21 protein-coding genes are annotated in these 21111 nt (G+C 49.4%); 1 reads left to right on the plus strand and 20 read right to left on the minus strand.

Annotated elements, in window-relative coordinates; all coding sequences use genetic code 11:
* Positions 1-69: 69 nt before the first annotated feature.
* Complete coding sequence (locus H1S01_RS05135) at positions 70-948, minus strand: site-2 protease family protein (protein WP_188039025.1); 879 nt, start codon at positions 946-948, stop codon at positions 70-72.
* Positions 908-1801, minus strand: a complete 894-nt coding sequence (locus tag H1S01_RS05140; protein WP_188039026.1) for a murein hydrolase activator EnvC family protein — start codon at positions 1799-1801, stop codon at positions 908-910. The genes H1S01_RS05135 and H1S01_RS05140 overlap by 41 nt, the downstream gene beginning before the upstream one ends.
* Before the next feature lie 520 nt (positions 1802-2321).
* On the opposite strand from H1S01_RS05140, the gene bcaP reads away from it, so the two are divergent.
* Positions 2322-3740 carry a branched-chain amino acid transporter BcaP gene (gene bcaP / locus H1S01_RS05145; protein ID WP_188039027.1) on the plus strand — a complete coding sequence of 473 codons (1419 nt, stop codon included), beginning with the start codon at positions 2322-2324 and terminating at the stop codon, positions 3738-3740.
* Between the two features lie 72 nt (positions 3741-3812).
* Here the strand turns inward: bcaP and H1S01_RS05150 are convergent, their stop codons facing one another.
* The 18 genes from H1S01_RS05150 to H1S01_RS05235 form a co-directional block, all read right to left on the minus strand.
* Positions 3813-4010, minus strand: coding sequence for a hypothetical protein (locus H1S01_RS05150; protein WP_188039028.1), 198 nt, complete (start codon positions 4008-4010; stop codon positions 3813-3815).
* 134 nt (positions 4011-4144) lie between these two features.
* A complete protein-coding gene (locus H1S01_RS05155) occupies positions 4145-5686 on the minus strand; it encodes an N-acetylmuramoyl-L-alanine amidase family protein (protein ID WP_188039029.1) in 1542 nt (513 codons plus the stop codon).
* Between the two features lie 6 nt (positions 5687-5692).
* Positions 5693-7378, minus strand: a complete 1686-nt coding sequence (locus tag H1S01_RS05160; RefSeq protein WP_188039187.1) for a nucleoside kinase — start codon at positions 7376-7378, stop codon at positions 5693-5695.
* A 126-nt stretch (positions 7379-7504) separates the two neighbouring features.
* Positions 7505-8158, minus strand: a complete 654-nt coding sequence (locus H1S01_RS05165; RefSeq protein ID WP_188039030.1) for a flagellar brake domain-containing protein — start codon at positions 8156-8158, stop codon at positions 7505-7507.
* 13 nt (positions 8159-8171) lie between these two features.
* Positions 8172-9329: a rod shape-determining protein RodA gene (gene rodA / locus H1S01_RS05170; RefSeq protein ID WP_188039031.1), complete on the minus strand. Its 1158-nt coding sequence runs from the start codon at positions 9327-9329 to the stop codon at positions 8172-8174.
* 79 nt (positions 9330-9408) lie between these two features.
* Entirely contained in the window at positions 9409-9687 is a 279-nt protein-coding gene (gene minE, locus H1S01_RS05175) for a cell division topological specificity factor MinE (RefSeq protein ID WP_170291650.1), read from the minus strand.
* A 39-nt stretch (positions 9688-9726) separates the two neighbouring features.
* A complete protein-coding gene (minD, locus tag H1S01_RS05180) occupies positions 9727-10530 on the minus strand; it encodes a septum site-determining protein MinD (RefSeq protein WP_188039032.1) in 804 nt (267 codons plus the stop codon).
* 13 nt (positions 10531-10543) lie between these two features.
* Positions 10544-11407, minus strand: coding sequence for a septum site-determining protein MinC (gene minC / locus H1S01_RS05185; RefSeq protein WP_188039033.1), 864 nt, complete (start codon positions 11405-11407; stop codon positions 10544-10546).
* A gap of 126 nt (positions 11408-11533) precedes the next feature.
* The gene (mrdA, locus tag H1S01_RS05190) at positions 11534-13654 is read right to left on the minus strand and encodes a penicillin-binding protein 2 (RefSeq protein WP_188039034.1); all 2121 of its coding nucleotides are present in this window, start codon (positions 13652-13654) and stop codon (positions 11534-11536) included.
* Positions 13651-14154, minus strand: coding sequence for a rod shape-determining protein MreD (mreD, locus tag H1S01_RS05195; RefSeq protein ID WP_188039035.1), 504 nt, complete (start codon positions 14152-14154; stop codon positions 13651-13653). Before mreD ends, mrdA begins: the two co-directional genes overlap by 4 nt.
* Positions 14155-14964, minus strand: coding sequence for a rod shape-determining protein MreC (mreC, locus tag H1S01_RS05200; protein WP_188039036.1), 810 nt, complete (start codon positions 14962-14964; stop codon positions 14155-14157). It lies immediately after the preceding gene.
* Positions 14965-15027: 63 nt separating this feature from the next.
* Positions 15028-16059 carry a rod shape-determining protein gene (locus H1S01_RS05205; RefSeq protein ID WP_188039037.1) on the minus strand — a complete coding sequence of 344 codons (1032 nt, stop codon included), beginning with the start codon at positions 16057-16059 and terminating at the stop codon, positions 15028-15030.
* 27 nt (positions 16060-16086) lie between these two features.
* Entirely contained in the window at positions 16087-16776 is a 690-nt protein-coding gene (gene radC / locus H1S01_RS05210) for a RadC family protein (protein WP_188039038.1), read from the minus strand.
* Between the two features lie 57 nt (positions 16777-16833).
* Positions 16834-17448: a Maf family protein gene (locus H1S01_RS05215; RefSeq protein ID WP_188039039.1), complete on the minus strand. Its 615-nt coding sequence runs from the start codon at positions 17446-17448 to the stop codon at positions 16834-16836.
* 25 nt (positions 17449-17473) lie between these two features.
* Complete coding sequence (locus tag H1S01_RS05220) at positions 17474-17731, minus strand: DUF4321 domain-containing protein (protein ID WP_188039040.1); 258 nt, start codon at positions 17729-17731, stop codon at positions 17474-17476.
* A gap of 120 nt (positions 17732-17851) precedes the next feature.
* Complete coding sequence (locus H1S01_RS05225) at positions 17852-18931, minus strand: hypothetical protein (RefSeq protein WP_188039041.1); 1080 nt, start codon at positions 18929-18931, stop codon at positions 17852-17854.
* Complete coding sequence (locus tag H1S01_RS05230; protein WP_188039042.1) at positions 18928-20754, minus strand: cobalamin B12-binding domain-containing protein; 1827 nt, start codon at positions 20752-20754, stop codon at positions 18928-18930. The genes H1S01_RS05225 and H1S01_RS05230 overlap by 4 nt, the downstream gene beginning before the upstream one ends.
* 5 nt (positions 20755-20759) lie before the next feature.
* Positions 20760-21011, minus strand: a complete 252-nt coding sequence (locus tag H1S01_RS05235) for a hypothetical protein (protein ID WP_341479037.1) — start codon at positions 21009-21011, stop codon at positions 20760-20762.
* Positions 21012-21111 lie beyond the last annotated feature (100 nt).

Consider the following 21111-nt stretch of genomic DNA (forward strand, 5'->3'; position numbering starts at 1 on the left):
TGGTACGATGTTCCTTTAACTCATGAATAGATTATCCCCTTTATCTGTTAAAGACAACCCTTTTTACGCTTAAGCTTTTCGGATCAAATCTCCGACTGGCATATCTTCGTTCCCTTGCATCATATGACTCAGCAAATCGCTTTCACTCACCTGTCCAACGATATGCCCTCCCTTATCGATGACGGTGATCAGCATACAGCGATCAGGCACAATTTGCGGCAACAGGTTGGAAATATGTACATCCTCTCGGGCCACAACTACATCTCCGCTCCAAGTCTTTTTCGTACTTAAGTTTTGCCGTTTCGCTTTAAGCAGGCGCCAGAATACCATCGGTCCTATCGTCCTTTCTTTATGGGCTCCGAGAAACAAAAAACCAGCGATAAGCGGCAAGTCTAAACCGCTCTTTTGCCAGTAAAGTCCTATAATAGATAAAAACCCGAACAACAGCGCCATTCCTTCCCCCCAAAGAGCAGCCTGCTGGGATGCTTTCATGGCTCCCCAGAGGGTCGTTAGAAGCGAGCGGAATACTCGCCCTCCGTCGAGAGGTAAAATGGGCAGGAGATTAAAAGCACCTAAGGTAAAGTTGACATTGCGCAGATATTCAACAGAATCATTCCATCCCATGCCGAGCATAAGCCCAGCGTCAAGCATGATCACCAGGATAAATGAAAAAACCGGTCCAGCCAAAGCCACCATGATTTCGTCTCGAGGGCTTTGCTCCAATCCGGGAGAGATTCGGGCCACTCCTCCGAAAGGGAAAAACTCGATCTCCTGTACGGAAAAACCGGCACGACGGGCGGCAATGCTGTGACCCAGTTCATGCCAAGCGACACAGAGAAATGCCAATGCCACTTGAGGTCCGACACCAGCCCAAACGTACAGAGCGGACATCAGTACCAGCCATTGATTAATGCGGATATCCACTCCCGCTAGGCGGGCGATCTTCAACCGTTCCGCCTCCTTTCTCTTTGTTTCGTTCCAGCGGATCGACACTTTGACCGCCGCGCCGCACTTCCAGGTAGAGTTGGGCTTGTTGATCCTCTTTATTTCGGGCTAAACGGCCGACGATCGTATCCGATTCAACAGCCTGTCCAGCTTTTAGCTCTACTTTATCCAAAGGCCCCATTAAACGAATGCTTCCATCAGAGGCGGCAATCTGCACGTAGGTTCCACCGTTCTCATCCCAACTATTGATGATTTTACCGTCTATCCCTGCCATGACCGGTGAGCCTGCCGTTGCGGCGATGCGTATGCCCGGACTGAACTCATTCCCCTGTTGTCCAAAGGTTTGAACGATGACCCCTTTAACCGGTTCATTGACAGGCAGTCCAAACTGAACTCCCCCGTCGGTGGGCGCTAATACGGGTAAAGTAGCTGCTTCTTCCGTCCAAAGACCTAACCGCGTGACCGCTTGATGAAGAGGTTCTAAGTTCATACTCTCCGTGGCCAATTGTCGTATTTGTGCCTGCATTGTTTTTGCCCAGGGCTGTTCTAACTGAAAGACTTCCCAGACCAAAGCGAATATGGCTACGGCGAAGACCGTTTGCCATAACCAACGGCGCAGCATCGATCCTGGTTCCGGCTCGTGGGGAGGTTCTCGCCAGGAGGGATCACCCCATTTCGAGTCATCCTTAGAAAACCAACGGCGGCCCGACTCGAACTGAGAACTGGACCATGGATGACTGGCAGAGCTTGTCCCTTTTTCCTTTTCTTCCGAAGTGCCCGGCGTGGCGGTGGAAGGCTTTTTTCGGCGCCGGTTAGTAATCCATTCACCCGACTCAGGCGGTCCAAACTTTTTCAAAACCATTTCCTCCTTGGCCATTCTTTAGTCTACTTTATGCGAATGAATGGAAAAAATAGGACAAGGTTTTGATTTGTTGCAACAGGGCATACTACATTCGAAGGAAAACTGAAGATAAGCGGAGGATATTATGGCGGTTATCATACCGATTCCCCGCCCCCACCGTGACGGAAAATGTTCCGAATGCGTCATGGCGGCGTGGTGCTTTTCAAACCCCTCAGACCGAGATTACATAAATCCCGTACATACGCGAGCGATGAATAGAGCCTTTGCAGAATGTCACCGGCGAAGCATGCATAAGTAATCCACCCGCTAGTTCAGATCATTTTATTCTGGACTTTTTTTCTTTCTGTATTGTGCTTAAATTCACTTGCCTCTATAATATGTCATTGTGTGATTGTCCTTTTATTCTCAGAGCAAGATGTTTACATACACCGAAACGGGGAAAACTTGCACAGAATAGAGGTTCACCGACCACTGTAGATACTTGAGCAAAGAGAGAAAGGAGTCCTTATTAAGCATGAATCTTTGGCGCAAGAAGTCACTGGATCAACTCATCCAGTTCTCTCAAGGAAAAAGCGGATTGAAAAAAACCTTGGGAGCTTACGATCTCACCTTGCTCGGTATCGGCGCGATTATCGGAACGGGAATTTTTGTTCTCACCGGTATCGCTGCTGCCGAACATGCCGGACCAGCACTCATGTTGTCCTTTGTCGTCGCTGGTTTAGCTTGCGGCTTTGCCGCCTTGGCCTATGCTGAATTTGCTGCTCTCTGTCCTGTCTCCGGCAGCGCCTATACCTATTCTTATACGACATTAGGAGAGTTCGTGGCTTGGTTGATCGGTTGGGCCTTAGTTCTCGAATACGGGTTGGCTTCCTCAACCGTCGCCATCGGTTGGTCCGCCTATTTTGTCAAGCTTGTAGAGGGATTAGGATTCAACTTGCCTGTTGCACTGACGAATCCTCCCGCTGCTGGCGGCGTTATTAACTTGCCGGCTATCATTATTTGCTTATCGGTCACCACACTTTTATCGCTCGGAATCCGTGAAAGCGCTAAGGTAAACAACGTGATGGTGGCGATAAAGCTGACTGTAGTGGCTTTATTCATTGGTGTCGGCGTGTGGTACGTTAAGCCGGCAAACTGGGTCCCCTTCATGCCTTTTGGGATTTCCGGCATCTGGTCGGGAGCGGCGATCGTCTTCTTCGCTTATATCGGATTTGACGCCGTTTCCACAGCTGCCGAAGAAGTCAAGAACCCTCAACGAGATTTACCTATTGGAATTATCTCTTCCCTAGCCATATGTACAGTTCTCTATATTGTTGTTTCTGCGATTATGACGGGGATTGTACCTTATTCACAGTTTGCCGGCGTGTCAGCACCGGTTGCTTTAGCTATGCAGGTGGCGGGACAAAACTGGGTAGCCGGACTCGTCTCTATAGGTGCAATATCCGGTATCACTACAGTGCTGTTAGTGATGATGTTCGGGCAGACCCGAGTCTTTTACGCCATGAGTCGTGACGGTCTGTTACCTCCTCTTTTTTCCAAGATTCATCCTAAGCATGCGACACCCTTTATCTCCACATGGATTACAGGGATTACGGTGGCCGTCATTTCTGGATTTGTACCGATTCAAGTCGTCGCCGAGATGGTCAATTTGGGAACCCTGTCTGCCTTCATCATGGTTTCCTTAGGCGTTATCTTGCTCCGTTACCAAAGACCTGACTTACAACGCCCTTTTCGCTGTCCTGGCGTTCCCTATACTCCCCTTCTAGCCATCGTCTTTTGCGCATTTTTAATGTTCTCTTTACCCTATACGACATGGATGCTTTTCTTAAAATGGATGGGCCTCGGCATCGTCATTTATTTCGTCTATGGTTATCGTCACAGTTTATTGGCTCAGGCTTCGTCGAATCCACAAAGGGCAAATATTAAGGAATAGGTTAGATTAGAAAAAAAAGAACCCGCTATGCTAGCAAAAGCGAACATAGCGGGTTCTTTTTTACAATCGTGGTTATGATTCCACTGAGTGTCCGTGAACCGCATTTTGGCTGGGAGGAATGAAGCGATCTCTGCTGTTGTTTTGACGGATTAACCGACGAACTGCGACAGGGTCGAGGCCGCTCGGTTTTCGATAGGTCTTATTTTCCCGGAGTTCTGCCATGGTTACAACCCCAATGAAAAGCACCAATGCAATCGTCGCGTAAATCAACCGCATTGCCTCCTTTCGATGCCTTCAGCCCGACAGTTCTGATATGAATGTGTAGGATATTTTCGAGGTCTATTTTCCTTTTCCTGCCATGTTTAGGTAAGAATCGTTCGACAAAGTATGACTGATACAGTCATTTATTGCTTATTTAAATAGCTTGTCAAGGTATCACAAAGGGTCTGTGCGATGCGGTTTTGAAAATTCCGGTCAAAGAGTAGTTTCTCCTCATCCGGGTTCGAGATAAAAGCCATTTCCAAAAGGGCTGCCGGAACAGGTGACGAACGGAGTACATAAAAACCAGCTTGTTTAATCCCCCGGTCATTCCGCCCGGTTATCGGGAGAACATTCCGCTGGATGAGGGAGGCTAGATGCTTTCCTTGATCATCGTAATACCACGTTTCTGTTCCGCCCACATCGGAACGGGCAAAGGAATTGGCGTGAATGCTCAAGAAAAGGTTAGGACGGACCCGGTCATTGATGGTTCCCCGATCAGCCAGAGATACAAACATATCCTCCGTTCGTGTCATCAGAACGGCAATCCCTTTTTTCTGCAGCTGAGCACGTAGGATCAAAGCTACCTGAAGTGTTACATCTTTCTCGCGAGTCTGATTCGGTCCTAGCGCCCCTGGATCGCTGCCGCCATGACCCGGATCAATCAATACCAAAGGTGTCTCTTTGGTTGGGCGGATCGGTTGAAGAGCGAACCGTACCTCTACGCCTCCGGCAGCTTTCGCGATCTGGGGCTCCACCTTGGCCGTTAGATCGATTACGGCTCGGGCAATGTCCTCTTGATATTGGCCAAAACGTATCTGTTTTACCGGCGACAAGTTGACGACAGTGTTTCGGGGAAGATCATCACCTAGACGGAGATTGGGGAAGTCGATGATCAACCGTTCCGGAGAAGAAAGCCTGGTTATTTTATAATCTTCTACAGGCGCATCGAGGTGAATCACGACAGTAGACCCATTTTCTATTTGCCAGTCAATTCCCGCTACCTTTTCCACTGGGGCTTCGACCGCCGGTTGTGATGGTATCTGTGTAGGCGGAACCTGCGGTGGTTGCGATGGCGGAGTCGACGGTGGTGTTGAGGGTAAAGGAACTGTCGTAGCTGGAGTCGTTGTGGGAACAATCGCCGTAGGAGGATTTTGACTTGGTGACGAGTTGGGCGTCGTCAAAATGGTAACCGTACGGGACTCGGCGATCCATTTCACCTCTGCGCCCAAGACGGTACTGACAAATCGCAACGGCACCATCGTTCGATCGTCTTTTATCACCGGAGCTACATCAAGCTCGACCTTTTTGTCGTTCACCTGTGCCGTTTTCACATCCGGCTTGAGCAGGATCAATAATCCCGGTTTTCCAAGTCGGACTTCTCTGAGTTCTTCGATCCAAGTGGGATTCAATTTCAGATACTCCGAAACAACCCGTAAGGGAACGAGAACTCGGTCATCTTTGATAATCGGCGGAACGTCCGATTTTACCCGTTCCCCGTCGATGATTAATTCAAGAGAATTTACGGAAGGATTCACAGGTTCAATAGCATTGCCCGATGAGGGAAATCCCAATATACCGACCAGGCAAAAGTAACTGCTGAGCAGCAGGAGGAACGGGAAGCTCTTTATATGTTTCGTCAGTTGTTTCCACCGGTGCTTCCGCTTATGTTTCATATCACCATACATACCTGATTAATGCTCCTTGAAAAAACAACTGCCTCCGATAAATTCTCGAAGTATGGAGTTGTTAGGGATTTCATCGTCGTTGACAGGCAGGAAATAATCGATCAGGGTAAGCAAACGTTGGGCCTCACCGTAGACCTCTACGTCGGGATTCACTTGTTGCAACAAGGGGATTGCATAGCGAGATAAGACAGCTAATTCGTAGACCAAAGCGGAATTAAACATCACGTCGGCTTCTTCTTGGAAGGGAAAAATCCACCGGCTTTCCCCGCGTCGAACGGAGGGCCACATATCTAATGTTCTTCGTGGACTGTGGGAACGGAACTGGAAGTCTCGAACAATACGCCGGATACAGCGGGCATCGGTCGTCTTGATATGATTCATCGGATTTAGATTCAGCTCGACGAGTGCACTTACATAAATCTTGAACTTATTAGAACGAACCACTGCTTGAGTGAGCTTCTCATTCAAACCGTGAATTCCTTCAATGATGATAGGTTGATTTACATCAACAGATAGATATTTGCCTCTATACTCCCGTTCTCCCGTATGAAAATTATATTGGGGAATTTCCACATCTTCACCCTGTATCAGTCTGCTCAAGTCCCTATTGATCAGTTCACAGTCTACCGCATGAATGGATTCATAATCGGGTTTTCCGAACTCATCGTGAGGTGTCTCTGTCCTTGGAACGAAATAATCATCTGTCGACAACGTTACCGGATTCATCCCGTTTACACGCAACTGGATTTTTAACCGCTGGGCGAAGGTGGTTTTTCCCGATGAAGATGGTCCAGCGATCAGAATCAACCTGTGTTTTTCCGGTTCTGCAGCAATCTGGTCGGCAATCTGGGCGATTTTCTTCTCGTGGAGCGCCTCGGCGATGCGAATGAGTTCTCCCGTTTCCCCCGTCTCAATGTAATGATTGAGGTCACAGACGTCAGATACTTTGACAATCTTTGACCACTTGTCTGATTCACGAAAGATAAAACTTAATTTCTTTTGTTCCACGTTATCAGGGATACGAAAAGGATCGGATTGATCGGGAAACCGCAACAGAAAACCAGATACGTGATGGACCAGTTGATATGTCGTGATCAGACCCGTATGGGGGACCATGATCTCGTCACTAAAATCGATAAATTCTCCACAACTGTAGATGTTGACTAAATCCTGTTTGCGATAACGCAGGATCTTTGCCTGTTCCATCCGTTCGGCATCCGTAAGGAGCCGAATAGCTTCTTCCCGGTTGACAACTCTCCGTTCGATCGGTTCGGCGGCCCTCACAATATCCCACATGCGCTCTCGCAGTCTATCAACCATCTCTGGAGTCAACGGCTGTTCCCCGAGCATTTCACCGTAGAAGCCTTTGTTTAATGAAAACTGGATCTCCAACTGTCGTTCAGGAAACAACTCTTTGGCTGCACGCATTAAAATAAAAGTTAAACTCTTCGCATAGACGCGAAGTCCAATCTCGGAGGACATATCTACCATTTCCACTTGGCAATCCCTAGACGGTACGTACTCAAGATCTTCCAGCACATTGTTGACTCGTACAGCCACAATCGGAGCCGGATGCTCTGATTGTAATTCCCAAGCCAAAACTTGCAAGGGTAACCGTCGGTTCCACCAGCGGCAAAAGTCTCCCGTTTTCGGAGTCCGAATCGTCAAACCTAAATAGGTTGAACAAGCCATCGCCAATGAAATCCACTCCTTTAGTTCGACAAAGGAATACTATTTTCATTATATATGTTTAAGTTTAATTTCGACAGATACTTAGGTCCTAAAAAAGTCAGCCCCGCCGGCATGACCGGCAGGGCTTTAGCGCAATCCTTGGTTCCGTTGTTCCCGCTGTCGCGTAAAAATATATTGGATGATTTGTTCCTGCTGCCCCCGTGAGGGTTGAAGAAATTCCACTCCCAGCAAAAACTGCGCTTCCTTCCCTTCGCCATCTACGGTGACTCGCTTTACCTGGCCTCCTAGACGCAATGCTTCTCTCCCAATCGGCAGATCGACAAGCACCTTTTCACCTACTTTGATCTGCTCTTTGGAAGCGATACAGACCCCGCCGCCGGAGATATTGCGGATCCACATTTTATTCCAAGGCCAATCTTTCGGGTCTGTCTCAGGCAGTTGCAAAGCGAATTGGCTTTCTAAAAACACAGGGAAACGATAGAAGTTTCGCCGCTGTACTTTATCAGCCCGGATTGGCTTGGATACGATGATGACGGGTAAGGGCTGAGAACGTCGAGATTGAATTACCGATTGATAAACCCAAACACCGTTTTCCGTCGAGAGATAAAAGATGACCTGCTCACCCACGTGCAGGGGAATCAATTGACCATCTTTGATCGGAAGAGCGAGAGTCAATGTATCCTTATCCATATCTTCGACTCTGCTTTTATAATGGCCTGAATAGATGCTGCCGGACGGAATAAGAATCTGGATCAAATCGTTGACTTTTAGCTGACTCACGCCTCGTCCACCTCTAAAACGTTATCGACTGCCTGCGCAAACAGACGTTGAGAAGCAATCCTATACAAGTCATGTTTGTTATCATGGCAGAGCCGCCATAGCTGACAAATGGCAAGGGGATTCCGGTAACGGGCATAATCCCTGTTGTCATTCCTACGTTTACAAGCACTTGGAAGAGCCACATGGAAACAACGCCAGTAACCAAGAGGGTACCGTAGGTATCGCGGGCATCCAGGGCGATTTTGATTCCGCGGAGGATCATCACCAGAAAGAGTGTCAACAGACTAACAGAGCCGATAAAACCCAATTCTTCGCCAATGACAGAGAAGATAAAGTCGGTGTGGTGTTCCGGCAAAAAGTTCAGCTGGGCTTGACTCCCTTGGAACAACCCCTTCCCAAATAGACCACCAGACCCAATCGCGATGAGCGATTGCCGTATATGGTATCCGCTTTTTAAGGGATCGATATCAGGGTCTAAAAAGATGATTAACCGTTTTATTTGGTAATCTTGTAAGGGTAACCACCAACCCCAGGTCATATGGCCGTATATGGCGAATATAGCCACAGCGAGACTGCCGAAGGTTAACAAGCCCATGATCTTTTTATTGGCGCCTGCCACAACCATCATCCCCAGCATGATGGCCAGAAACACCAGCGACGTACCTAAATCAGGTTGTTTTAAGATTAGCAACATCGGAACAGCGATGTAGATAAAACAAGGCAGTAAATCTTTCAGCGTGTCCAGTCTTCCTTGCCGTGTCGTCAAAAAATCAGCAAATCCGATAATGATAAACAGCTTAGCAAACTCAGAAGGCTGAAACTGAAAACCGGCGATGTTAATCCAACGGTGGGCTCCGTTTACGTTTACACCGACTAGAATAACGCTTAACAAGATGACTAAATTAAACCCGTAGATGTACCAGGAATAGCGTGCAAAAGTTTGATAGCGAAAAAACAAGGAGACGCCGATAACCACTAAACCTGTAAAAATCCAGAGAGTCTGTTTAATTACGAAATCTAACGGTTCGGCTCCTACATTCGCAGATGCACTTCTCATGACGACTAGACTGAATGCCAACAGGAGAACCACGACTGCTGCCAGGGTATAGTCCAAATTTCGGATGAGTTTTCGCTGCAACGGTGTTCCTCCTAACCTCCTTTTGATTGGCATACCTTAATCAATTATAGGGGATCGCAGAAAAGATGAAAAGCCCCTCATTCATAGAGGGGCCAGAACGATCAAATCGGCTTTATCGAGGAACATTTCTCCGTTTCAATCCTAGCACAGGAATGTTGGCAACTAAAGCGACAGAACTATCCTCGTTGTTCAAATTAACTTCCAGCGATCTTTCATCGATTTCCATATAATTCGAGATGACCCGGATGAGGTCTTCTTTGAGGGCTTCAATGATCTCGGGAGAAACACTGCTGCGGTCGTGTACCAAAACTAATCGCAGGCGTTCTTTAGCTATGTTCTTGCTATTGTTGGAGTTTTCCCGGCTAAACATGCGGTTGAGAAAGTCCAGCACCGCCATGGGCCCCCAGCCCCCTTTCCTTTCAAAACCCTATTATCGGCCCATGCCAAAAATCTTGCGCACTTTGTCAAAGAGCCCTTCAGAGACTTCCAAGTTCATCAATGGCACATCAGCACCGGTTAGACGGCGGGTGATGTTGCGATAGGCTTGACCTGCCCGTGAGTTATCATCGAGAACAGCTGGTTCCCCCTTGTTCGTCGAAATGACGATGGTGTCATCTTCCGGTACTACACCAAGCACGTCGATGGCGAGGATGTCGACCATATCCTCAATCGACATCATGTCTCCTTGTTTCACCATGGCCGGTCGGAGGCGGTTGATGATCAAACGGGGATTGCGCAGTCCTCCTGCTTCCAGTAAGCCGATGATCCGGTCGGCATCGCGAATCGCCGATACTTCGGGAGTCGTTACTACGATGGCCTTTTCCGCACCGGCGATAGCATTTTTAAACCCTTGTTCGATTCCAGCCGGACAATCAATCAAAACAAAGTCAAATTCTTTTTTCAAATCTTCACAGAGTTTTTGCATCTGAGCCTGGTTGACAGCAGTCTTATCTTTCGTCTGTGCAGCCGGTAATAGGTTCAGTCGTCCGTCGGGGAACCGCTTGTCCTTGATCAAAGCTTTTGAATATGAGACTTGGCCGCTGGTCACATCAACGATATCATAAACGATTCGGTTTTCAAGGCCCATGACCACATCGAGGTTGCGTAACCCGATATCCGTATCGACTAAAACGACCTTATATCCGAGGGAAGCCAATCCGGTTCCAATGTTCGCCGTTGTCGTAGTCTTACCGACGCCGCCTTTGCCCGAGGTGATGACCATTACTTCACCCATTTGAGTTCCTCCCTTATGCGTCTTTGCCAAAAGATTTGCTACCATAGTGATAACGCTCGATCGTCACCATACCGTCCCGGATGCGGCCGATTTCCGGATGGTCCGGTCCGTCGTCATCTTCATCAGGTGGACGGGTAATATGGTTAGCGATGCGCAGTTGAGTGGGCCGGAGCCGATAGGCGGTCACCACTGCGTCCAAGCTGCCCAACGCACCAGCATGAGCTACGCCTCGAAAAACGCCCATGACGATGATGTTTCCTCCGGCGATCACCTCGGCCCCCGGATTGACATCCCCTAAAATGACCACATTTCCAGGGTAACGCACCGTTTGGCCGGAACGCAGAGTCCGTTGGATCAGCAAGGTCTGTTCATCACCGCCCAGTGTGATGATGGGGGCTTCATTTTCAGCCCCGTCATCGGTTGCTGCCGTCGATAAGGAAGATGGAGGCGCCTCCATAGCTGCAGGCACGAAGGAAACGATCGATTCTTTCGATTCAAGGTTTCTGCTTTCACCAGCGGGTTCGGGACGTTCGCTTGATTCATAGAGGTGATTCGCGATTTGATAGATGCGTTCTCGATTTCCTTTCATAATTGCCCCCTCCCCCTCGTCATTGTTTCCTTCGGAATCAGACCAGGATGTAATGCCTCGCAATATAAGCCCGTATGACGGGAAGAGGATTCGAAGTCGTTCGATTTGTTCCTCTGTCAATTTGCGCAAACCTACATCTACATTCACATGAGCGCCGACAAGAAAACAATCGGCTGACGCAAGCTTTTGCTCGATGGCAATAACCAAGTCGGAAAAATCGCACTGCGAGTCCAGATAAAAGGTAAGCCCGTCTTTTGAACCTTTAATCACGATATCTGCTTTCTTCATTGCCGTCATCCTCAGCCCTTCAGCAGATTTCCATAACTTTACCATTTTAATTCAACAATAAATTCTACGCTTCGAGGGGAATTCCTTCAAAGAAAAACAAAAAAACGAGGAGAAGCTCCTCGTTTCTTATTCTTCGACACGTCCTGTAGGCACCAGAGCGCCAGAAGCAGACGGTTTTAAACCGAAGTACTGTTCAAAAGCAGCTCGGGCAACGACACCCGCCGAGGAGCCGCCATGATAACCATACTCGATGACACCGGCAAAGGCGATTTCCGGGTTGTCAAAAGGTGCGAAGGCGACGAAGACGCCGTGGTAATCTCTTTCTTTATCGTCCCCGGCTCGGCCGGTCTCGGCAGTTCCGGTTTTGGCAGCCACCTGGAAAGGGAAGTCTTGGAACAAATAGTTGGCTGTTCCTCCCTCGTCAGCTACGGCATGCATCGCCTTCCGAACCAAAGCGATATTTTCCGGACTGACAGAGACTTGATTGATGATAGTAGGATTAAACTGTTGAACGACCTGTTTGTCAGGTGATTCAATGTGATCGACCAAATAAGGCTGATAGCGTGTTCCTCCGTTAGCCAGTGTGGCGATGTAGTTGGCCAATTGCAGGATGGTGTATTGGTTTCGTCCCTGTCCAATAGACGTGTTGTACGTTTCGTAAGCCTGCCAATAGGGCCAGTAGTTCAAATCACTTTTATAATCCCGTTCAATGATTTTTCGCATCTGGCCGTCTTTTTTCTGGATTTTTTGCTTTTCTTCGTCTGACTGGGCGTTGTTCATTTGTTCCTGTGTTTGCTTCTCTAACTCTCGAATGCGAGCTTGATAGCGGTTATTCGCATAGGAACTCCCCCAAGCGCGTTTCCAATCTCTTCCTGGCAATAGACCTTCTTCTTCTCCCGGCAGGGCAATTCCGGTTTCCTGTCCAAGACCAAATTCTCGTGCAACCTGGTTAATATTGTCGATGCCGGCCCGTCGTCCCATCTCCTGAAAATAGACGTTACAGGACTTCGCTAAGGCATCGTTTAAATCGACCGATCCATGGACTTGCCAGCACTTGATATTCGGTTTTTCCCAATAAGCGCCTGTACAGGTGATGTGTTCATGAGGGTCGAGCTTCCCCGCTTCGAGTGCCGCCATAGCTGTGATCGGTTTGAAGGTGGAACCGGGCGGATAGGCCGCTTGAATCGTCCGATTGATGTGGGCTGGAGGATCAGAGCGGAAATAATAATCGGCCATCGACTGATCCATGACACCGATGAAATCATTTGGGTCGAGATTAGGGCGGGAAACCATGCCCAGGATGGCCCCGGTTTTTACGTTGATAGCTACGGCGGCGCCCGCCTTCGCTTTAGGGTTTTCCCGTTGCAACTGGGCAAGCGTCTTGTCCATGCTATCTTCCATGGCTTTTTGGACTTTCGCATCGATCGTCAAGACAAGTCGATTTCCGGGAATCGGGTCTTGCGTGAACAAGTTCCGGATAGGCCGGTTTGTACGGTTAACCTCCACCTGCTGATAGCCATCTTCGCCTCTCAAGTAAGACTCGTAGGCTTTCTCTAAGCCGAATTTACCGATCATATCATTCAGATCGTATTTCTGATCCGTTTTTTGTTCCGATAAGCGTTTTAATTCGTCTTCACTGATTTCCCGAACATAGCCTAACATGTGACCGGCGATTCGAGTGCCTTCATAAGGCGGATAAGAACGAACAGGTCCTTTTTCCACGACCAGACCGGGAAGGTCGGCTCGTCTCTCTTCCAACATGGCTACTTCGGTCTCGCTTAAGCCAGACTTAATCAAAATGGGTTCGTAGAGCCGAAACTTTTGGTTGTTGATCAGGTTCTTAATGTAATCAGGTGTAATCTTAGGATCATTCGCACTCAGAATCCGAGCGATCCTATCGATGACGCCATTCATATCGGTATTTTGCAAACCCAAATAAGTAACATAGGCATTGTACACCGGTATAGAAGTAGCTAAGGTGATACCGTTTCGGTCGACAATATCGCCCCGCATGGCTGGAATCGGAAGCAGCTTGATCCGGTTTTCTTCGGATGTGGTGGTGTACTGATCGGATGCGATAAATTGCAAATAGACTAAACGGGACGCAAGCACCACAAAGACGAGGACCGTCAATATAGAGAAACCCCGGAAGATCGATTCCAGATCTTTTCTTCGTTTTGCCGCGGGCGGATCGTTATTTAAGTCGCTCCCAAATTTTCCTGTTAAATCTCCTAATTCGACGCTCATGATCCCACCTCTTCCTTAGGCAACCATCCTTGATCAGCGGCCCGGTAAAAGAGGCCGTATAACAAAGGGACTGCCGCTGTGTTATATAGAGTCTGGATCAAAAGGGTCATGAAAAAACTGATTGCCGTCAAACGCAATCCTGCAAACGTCGCCAGCAGAAAGGCTAGACCGTTGAAAAGAAGGGTGCCCACGAGAACGCTTCCCAGGGGAACAATCAAATTATCCCTGTAGAGCCGACCTTCGATCAAACCGGCAGCTGCTCCGATAGCTGCCATGGAGAGCCCATTGAGTCCAATATATCTTCCTGCTACCAGATCCAGCAACAGCCCCGCTAGGACACCAAAAAGGCCGCCAAACCGGGATCCGTTCATAATCCCCACAAAGATCACCTGAATCAGCACCAGGTGAAGGACAACTCCGCCGATGGACAGATGATTTAACAATGTGGTCTGAAGAACAATATTGATCACCGTCAGGAGAGCTAAGATTACAAATCGCACCTAATCTCCCTCCTGGCGAATGACCTTTTGAATGATAAATACCTCTTCGAGACGTTGAAAGTCAACTGCCGTCCGTAAACTGGCCCGTTTCGTCAGTCCATTCGGCTCCGGTTCGATGCTGACTACATATCCAACAGACAATCCCTTTGGATATAGTGTACCCAATCCGGAGGTGAGAACTAGTTGTCCTTCTTGGACAGCAGCGTCACGGCGCAAGTGAACCATTTGCAGCAAACCAGAGCCGTCGGCCTTCGTTTCCACGATACCCGGTTCGCGACTTGTTTGCAGCATGCCAGGGACAGGACCTTCTCGGTCAATGATCAGCAATACCTGACAGGAATGAGATGTAACCGATGTGACATGACCAATTAGCCCGTCATTGTTGATGACAACCATATCTTTTGTGATTCCATCGGCAGAGCCCCGATCCAGCGTCAGCGAATGGAACCAAGTATTGGGATCCCGGGCAATCACTCGGGCGGACAGCAATTGATAATTCCCTTGTTTCTCTTCTTTAAACTGTAGCAACTCTTTTAGCCTTAGGTTCTCCAGTTGATTCTGACGGAGCAGTCCGTTTTCCCGTTGAAGATCACCATTTTCGCGGAGAAGTTTTTCGTTTTCCTCCTGAACTTGTTTATAGTTGACGACTGCCTGGCCGATGGAACCGGTTTCCCGGGTAACGAATGAAACACTCGCTTGTAATGGCGTCAAGATAGTTTGAATCAAACGCTCCGCCCATGTCGTATCTCCCCGGTCGCCACTCGTTATACGAAGAAGTCCCAGGCCGGCCGCAACGCCTAAACCGATCACAAGAAGGGTACTCCTAAATCTTGTTCGGGCCAACGGGCTTCCCCCTTAATCTGTCTCTCTACACTAACTTAATCTTTTTTGCGGTAATAACACCCGTTTTAAAGCAGGGATATTCTCTAAGACGCGACCCGTCCCTAGAGCTACTGCTGACAACGGTTCATCGGCCAAGTATACAGGCATTCCCGTCTGCAAGCTCACCAAACGGTCGAGTCCGCGCAGCAAGGAACCGCCTCCGGCCATAACGATACCATGTTCCATCAGATCTGCAGCCAATTCAGGCGGTGTTTTTTCTAGACAAACCTTAATGGCGTCAACGATGGCCGTCACCGGCTCAGAGAGGGCATGCTGAATCTCTTCGGCCGTAACATGAATCGTTTTCGGCAGTCCAGAAACCAGGTCGCGGCCTCGCACATCCATCGTTTGTTTTAGTTCTTCGGACCGGTCAAGATAGGCGGAGCCGAGGGTGATTTTGATCTCTTCAGCCGTTCGCTCGCCGATAGCCAAGTTATATTGGCGTTTAATATAAGCCGTTATGGCGTCATCCATCTCGTCCCCAGCGATACGGATGGACTTAGAAGTCACGATGCCTCCTAGAGAGATGACAGCGACTTCTGTCGTCCCTCCGCCGATATCGACGATCATGTTGCCAGTCGGTTCATGAACAGGAAGACCCGCTCCGATAGCTGCAGCCATCGGTTCCTCGATGAGATAAGCTTCTCTGGCGCCGGCCTGTAAAGCCGCTTCCTTAACGGCCCGTTCTTCTACGGCAGTGACACCGCAGGGGACGCAGACGACGACACGGACTCGGGTCAGGAAATTTGTCGATTGCAGTGCTTTGCGGATAAAGTATTTGAGCATAGCCATAGTGACGTCAAAATCGGCGATTACACCGTCCTTCATCGGTCGAATGGCAGTAATATTGCCTGGCGTCCGGCCAATCATCTGTTTAGCCTCTTCCCCGACAGCCATCACCGAACTCGTGTCTCGCTGAATCGCCACTACCGACGGTTCCCGCAAGATGATACCTCGGCCCTTCATATGAACGAGGGTGTTCGCGGTTCCCAAGTCGATACCCAAATCTTTTGTAAACAACATGTTTCGCTCCTTATTTTCAGTCGTCCCTCAAATATATCCGAGTTCTTTTAAGCTTGAGTAACGATTATCTCCGATGATGACATGATCAAGGACTTCGATACCCAATATTCTACCTGCTTCAACAATTCGCCGCGTTATTTCTCGATCCTCCCGAGACGGCGTCGGATCTCCGCTCGGGTGGTTATGTAATAGCACCACGGCGGCCGCACTTTTGCGAATCAAGGCTTTGAAAAGTTCTCTCGGATGAACAATCGACGAGGAAAGACTGCCTACAGAAATATCTTCGATGCTCAGCACCTGGTTTTTGGTGTTGAGGGCGATAGCACGAAAAAACTCTTTATCCATAAAGCGCATTTCTTCCATGACCAAGCGGCTTACATCTTCCGGCGAGCGGATTGAGGGCCTTGATTCAGGCGAAGTGGAAGCAATCCGACGGCCCAATTCCACTGCCGCCTTGACTTGAGCCGCTTTGGCCAAGCCTAACCCTTTGAGAGAGCTCAGTTCTTCCGCTGTGGCTTCAGCGAGAAAACGCAAGCCCCCTTGGCGTAAAATACGGTGGGCCAAATCGATAGCCGTCTCCCGAGTTGTACCTGTCCGCAGCAAAATGGCCAGTAATTCGGCATTTGTCAACGCCTGCGGTCCTGCTGATAAGAGCCGTTCCCGCGGCCGAAGGTCTTCAGGCATGTCTTTAATGGTCAAGCGATACGCTTCTTCCATGGTCAATCCCCCTTTTTTTAGGGGAACCGTCAAAACCATTGCCGGAAATAGAATACGTTATGAACCGCCTTTGTCCCCTTTCGTTCCTAGACGCAACAAGGAATATCCCCAATCACGTAGGAGCTTGTCCAGCCGTACCAAGGGTAAGCCGACCACATTGAAATAGTCTCCGTCCAATCCTTCAACGAGCAGAGAGGCCAGTCCTTGAATGCCGTAAGCTCCAGCTTTATCCATGCAGTCTCCCGTAGAAACATATAGATCGACATCTTCAACCGTCAATCTTCGAAAAAAAACTGTTGTTTCTTCGTATCCGGTCCTTTCCCCGACAACTTCTCCTTTTTCAACCCGAAAGAGGGCCAGGCCGGTGATCACCTTGTGGGCTCGACCAGAAAGCCGGAGCAGCATCTCCTTTGCCTGCTCCGGTGATTTCGGTTTTCCGAGTACTTCGCCTTCGATCAGAACGATAGTATCGGCACCGAGCACGACTCCCTCTTGTACTTGCACAGCTACAGAATGAGCTTTTCCTCGCGCCAATGCCACAGCCTGTTGTTCCGGAGGCAGTTCTTCTACCCCGCTCTCAGGAAAATTGCTTGGACAAACTTCAAAAGCGATTCCCAGTTCAGATAGTAACTGGCGTCGGCGAGGCGACGCCGAAGCCAAGATCAGATTCAATGCAAACCACTCCTGGTAAAATTGGTTAGAGCCGTCGATAGATGAAAATGCCGACAATCATTCCAAGGGCACCGGCTAAATTCAACTTTATGCCTAATCCCAAGGTGATACTAAAGGATACTAAGTTGAAATTCGCTGGTCCTAAATCTACGTTTTTACTGTATTTGAGTACAGGGACGACAGGGCTAAGTGCTTCGCCAATTAAACTGCCAACGATGGCCCCGGCAATGAGCAGGATAATGAGCATCCCGGCCTGACCGGCGCCTCCACGGAAACTTTTCAAAGGCCTGACCCCCTGTGCTTGGAAACAGGAAAGCCGGGAACACTCCCGGTCTTCCCGGATAACTTGAATTTATTTCGTCAGAATGCCTGAAATTCCTCCTCTTAAATTTGTTTTCTTACTTTAGAAGCCCATTGTTTTTCTCCAAAGCGATCGTGCGCCTTTTCGTTTGACATCCATCACCGGAATTCGAACTTTTCGGCCGATTCTCCCTTCGAGCAATCCAGACGGGAGAAAGCGGGCGTGATAGGTTTGGCTGCCCGGATCATATTCCGGATAAAAGGGGTTTACCGTTACCACTAAAAGGGGAAGGTTTTTTCGAACAAAGGGACGTAAGCCCATCGATTTCATCTGTTCCAGCATGAAATAGGTCTCTTCCGGCAAATCACTCAACAAAAGGCTGATGGGGTCTCGAAAATATAGGGACCACTGTTTCAGTCTTGTTCCTGCTGCAGTCAGCAGTGAGCGGATCGCTTTGGTGGTCACTAAAGGCGGTAGCTGGATCGTGCCTTCCACATGCTCTTGGGGAAGAAAATCAATCACCTCTTTGGCCAGACTTTCTCCATCTTCCGTTGTGAGCAATTGGGCACCTGAAAAAGGCAAAGAGACCCATCTCTCGCCTATCCGCCATGCCACACCGCCGTTGTCGCTAAAAAAGGTTGGGGAGCGGTACGGAAGTTCGAAAATGCGAGCGATGCTTTCTGTCTCCCGGGCCAATCGATGAGGATCGACGATACGAGCTGCCCCCGTAGCTAGGATCAGACCATCCACTTCGACCATGGGGGCGATCCGGTTGAGGGCACCGTCGACCATGAGAAGGTCTGGTCGATATCGTGCCAAAGCATTTTTTACACGGCCCACCTCGACCGATTTGTTTGGCCCGGCGATCACCACTAATCCTGGATCGACGACTTCGCCGATCACGATCGAGCCTAAGGCGCTCGTTATGGACGTATCTTCAAGGATACGGATATTGGCACTGGAAACGGCTAGACACTTGCGGGCTGTGGCGACAATGGTTCCCCTTTGTACGGGAAGACGTGGTTTTGGCAAACCGGTGATATTGTCCCACTCTTCCCCATCGTAACCGATGGAAGTGATAGCGATTCGGCGTTGGCGGCGATAAGCTTCTCGCAGCAGTGCCGAGGCGGTCGTCGTTTTCCCGGTGTTTTTGGCAGTCCCGGCGATACCGATCGTCTTCATTTTTCCGTAACGGTGCCTCTCCCTCCGCGACCCGGATAGGCTCCTTCTTCCTTACTGCCCAGCAGGCCTGCATATAGAGCTTCCACAAAAGAGGGTGCCTGTGCGACTTCTTTTAATACAGCTTCTATTTTATCTACCATTTCGTCTGCCCATCGTTGGGCATGGCTTGTGGGCGCTATACGGCCCTCACCGAAAAAGCGGAAACCTTCGGCTACAGCCTGGAGTGTGTCCACTCGAGAGGCAGCGATGATGGGGCCTCCCGAATAGGCTTCGTCAGAAGAAGCGATGGAAATTGCATCGACGCGCAAAGCGGCCGCCAAAGCTGCATGGAGAGAAGTAGTCATAGACGACTGGACACGGTCTTCCGTCTGTGTCAGAAAACCGATCGGCGCCCCAGGCCAGAGAGGCGCGTCGATGATGCTGCGCAAGGCTTCTATCTTGGCCGCGTTAAAATCGATATAGTTATCGATCATTTGACCGCCGATCATCACTTCGGGGCTGTAGGAGAAAAGAGGTTGCAAGATCGGTCTCGCTCCGAGGCGACGTCCCAAAGCTGTGACGATTAACATGCCCGCAAAAGCTTTATGGGCGGGAACACCAGCCAGTTCTTCGTTGGTAACTACGTCAAAGGGTAGTTTATATTTCACAGCCATACGTATGGCTTCGATTCCATCGACGGTGAGCCGAGCCGGATCAGTCCCGGCGGCTAAGGATCCATAGGCGATATTGATTTTTGTCAAATCAGCGCCCAATTTTCCCGCCAGCACAACCGTCTCAGCCGTGTTCAGTCCTCGATGGGCTCGTACCTGCCAGAGTGTGGATGGTTCCAAGGCAGCCTTAATCCAGGATAGGTTTTCCGGGGTGATGACAGAGCCGTCTTCTTGGTGGGTCAAGAAACCGCCGATAAAGCCTTCTGTCCGGGCGCCCCAGGATGGATCGAAGTGGACGACACCGTCAGCTCCCCATGCTTCACAGACTTTGATGTGGGCGATATCCATAAAAGGACAGCCTGTGCCGTATTGGATGAATACTTTTGGTTGTCCTTCCACATGCTGCACCTTGCTGACGGACATGCGGCTCTTCGTCTTAGTCAGATAATCTTCTAATCGAGCGATCTCCTGATCTGTCTGACGTCTCGTTTTCGGGTGCACTTCTCCTTTTCGATGAAATGCCTGGGGCACAGGATCACAGAGTTGGGCGTAAGCTTCCGAGAACTCACGACTCACCTTGCCTTGACGAAAGCTCTCCACATCCCAGCTTTCATCACGAAGGCGTGAGCGTAGTATTCCCGGTGAAATCTTACCTTCGTCCCAGGTGAGGATGTCAGTGACGATCTTTTCCAGCAGGTTTCCAATGGCTCCATGGCGAAAATCATAAGCATAACCGGCTGTGATATCCTTTTTTTGTTTTTTCGCACCAGCCAAGTCCGGTTGATAAGGCCGCCCCTCCACAAAGGCGACCACCTCTTCTACCGAAGTTCCAGGTCCAAAGCCGGCATCAAAGCCTAATTCTGCTGCCAATTCGGGACGTACCGCCATACCGCCCACAACTAAAGTCGTTTTATCCCTCAGTCCGGCTGCGTCAGCCAGATCGACAAAACGGCCGAGCACTTCGCCTACGCCATAACCCAAGGTTCGGCTGATCATGACGTGGTCCGGGTGTTCTTTTCCCATGATGGAGACGATCTCTTCCGGCGGTAGATCGGGCGGAAGTAGTAACGTTTGATGTCCAGCCTGCTCTAGCCCACGGCGGATCATTTTTAAGCCGATGTCATGGACCGGGTCGAGAGGAACTAAGAGTATTTTTCTGCGTTCAAAGGCCATCGTCCTTAACCTCGCTTTTCCCCGTCATCGATTTGGCGAACCCAGGCATAATCCTGTCCAGGTCGGTAAATGTAGGCCCGGACACGGATCCTCGCACCGGGACCACCAAAACGGATAAAAACCAAGTCAACATCTTGAAAGCCCAGCGACTTCATTAAACGGATCGCTAACTCTTTTCCTTCCTCTTCGCTGGAGCAGACCAGAAAAGTCTCTAGATCGAGCGCATCCATGATGCGGGAAAGAACTCCCTGTGCCACCATATTTCCTCCTTTAGATCTCATCCATGGCATGAGCAGATCTTTTCGGATAAGTTGGGATTATTTTCTCCCCGGGAAGCTGTTTTTATTTCCCGGAATA

It is taken from the genome of Heliobacterium chlorum (assembly GCF_014502795.1).
Taxonomy (GTDB): Bacteria; Bacillota; Desulfitobacteriia; order Heliobacteriales; family Heliobacteriaceae; genus Heliobacterium; species Heliobacterium chlorum.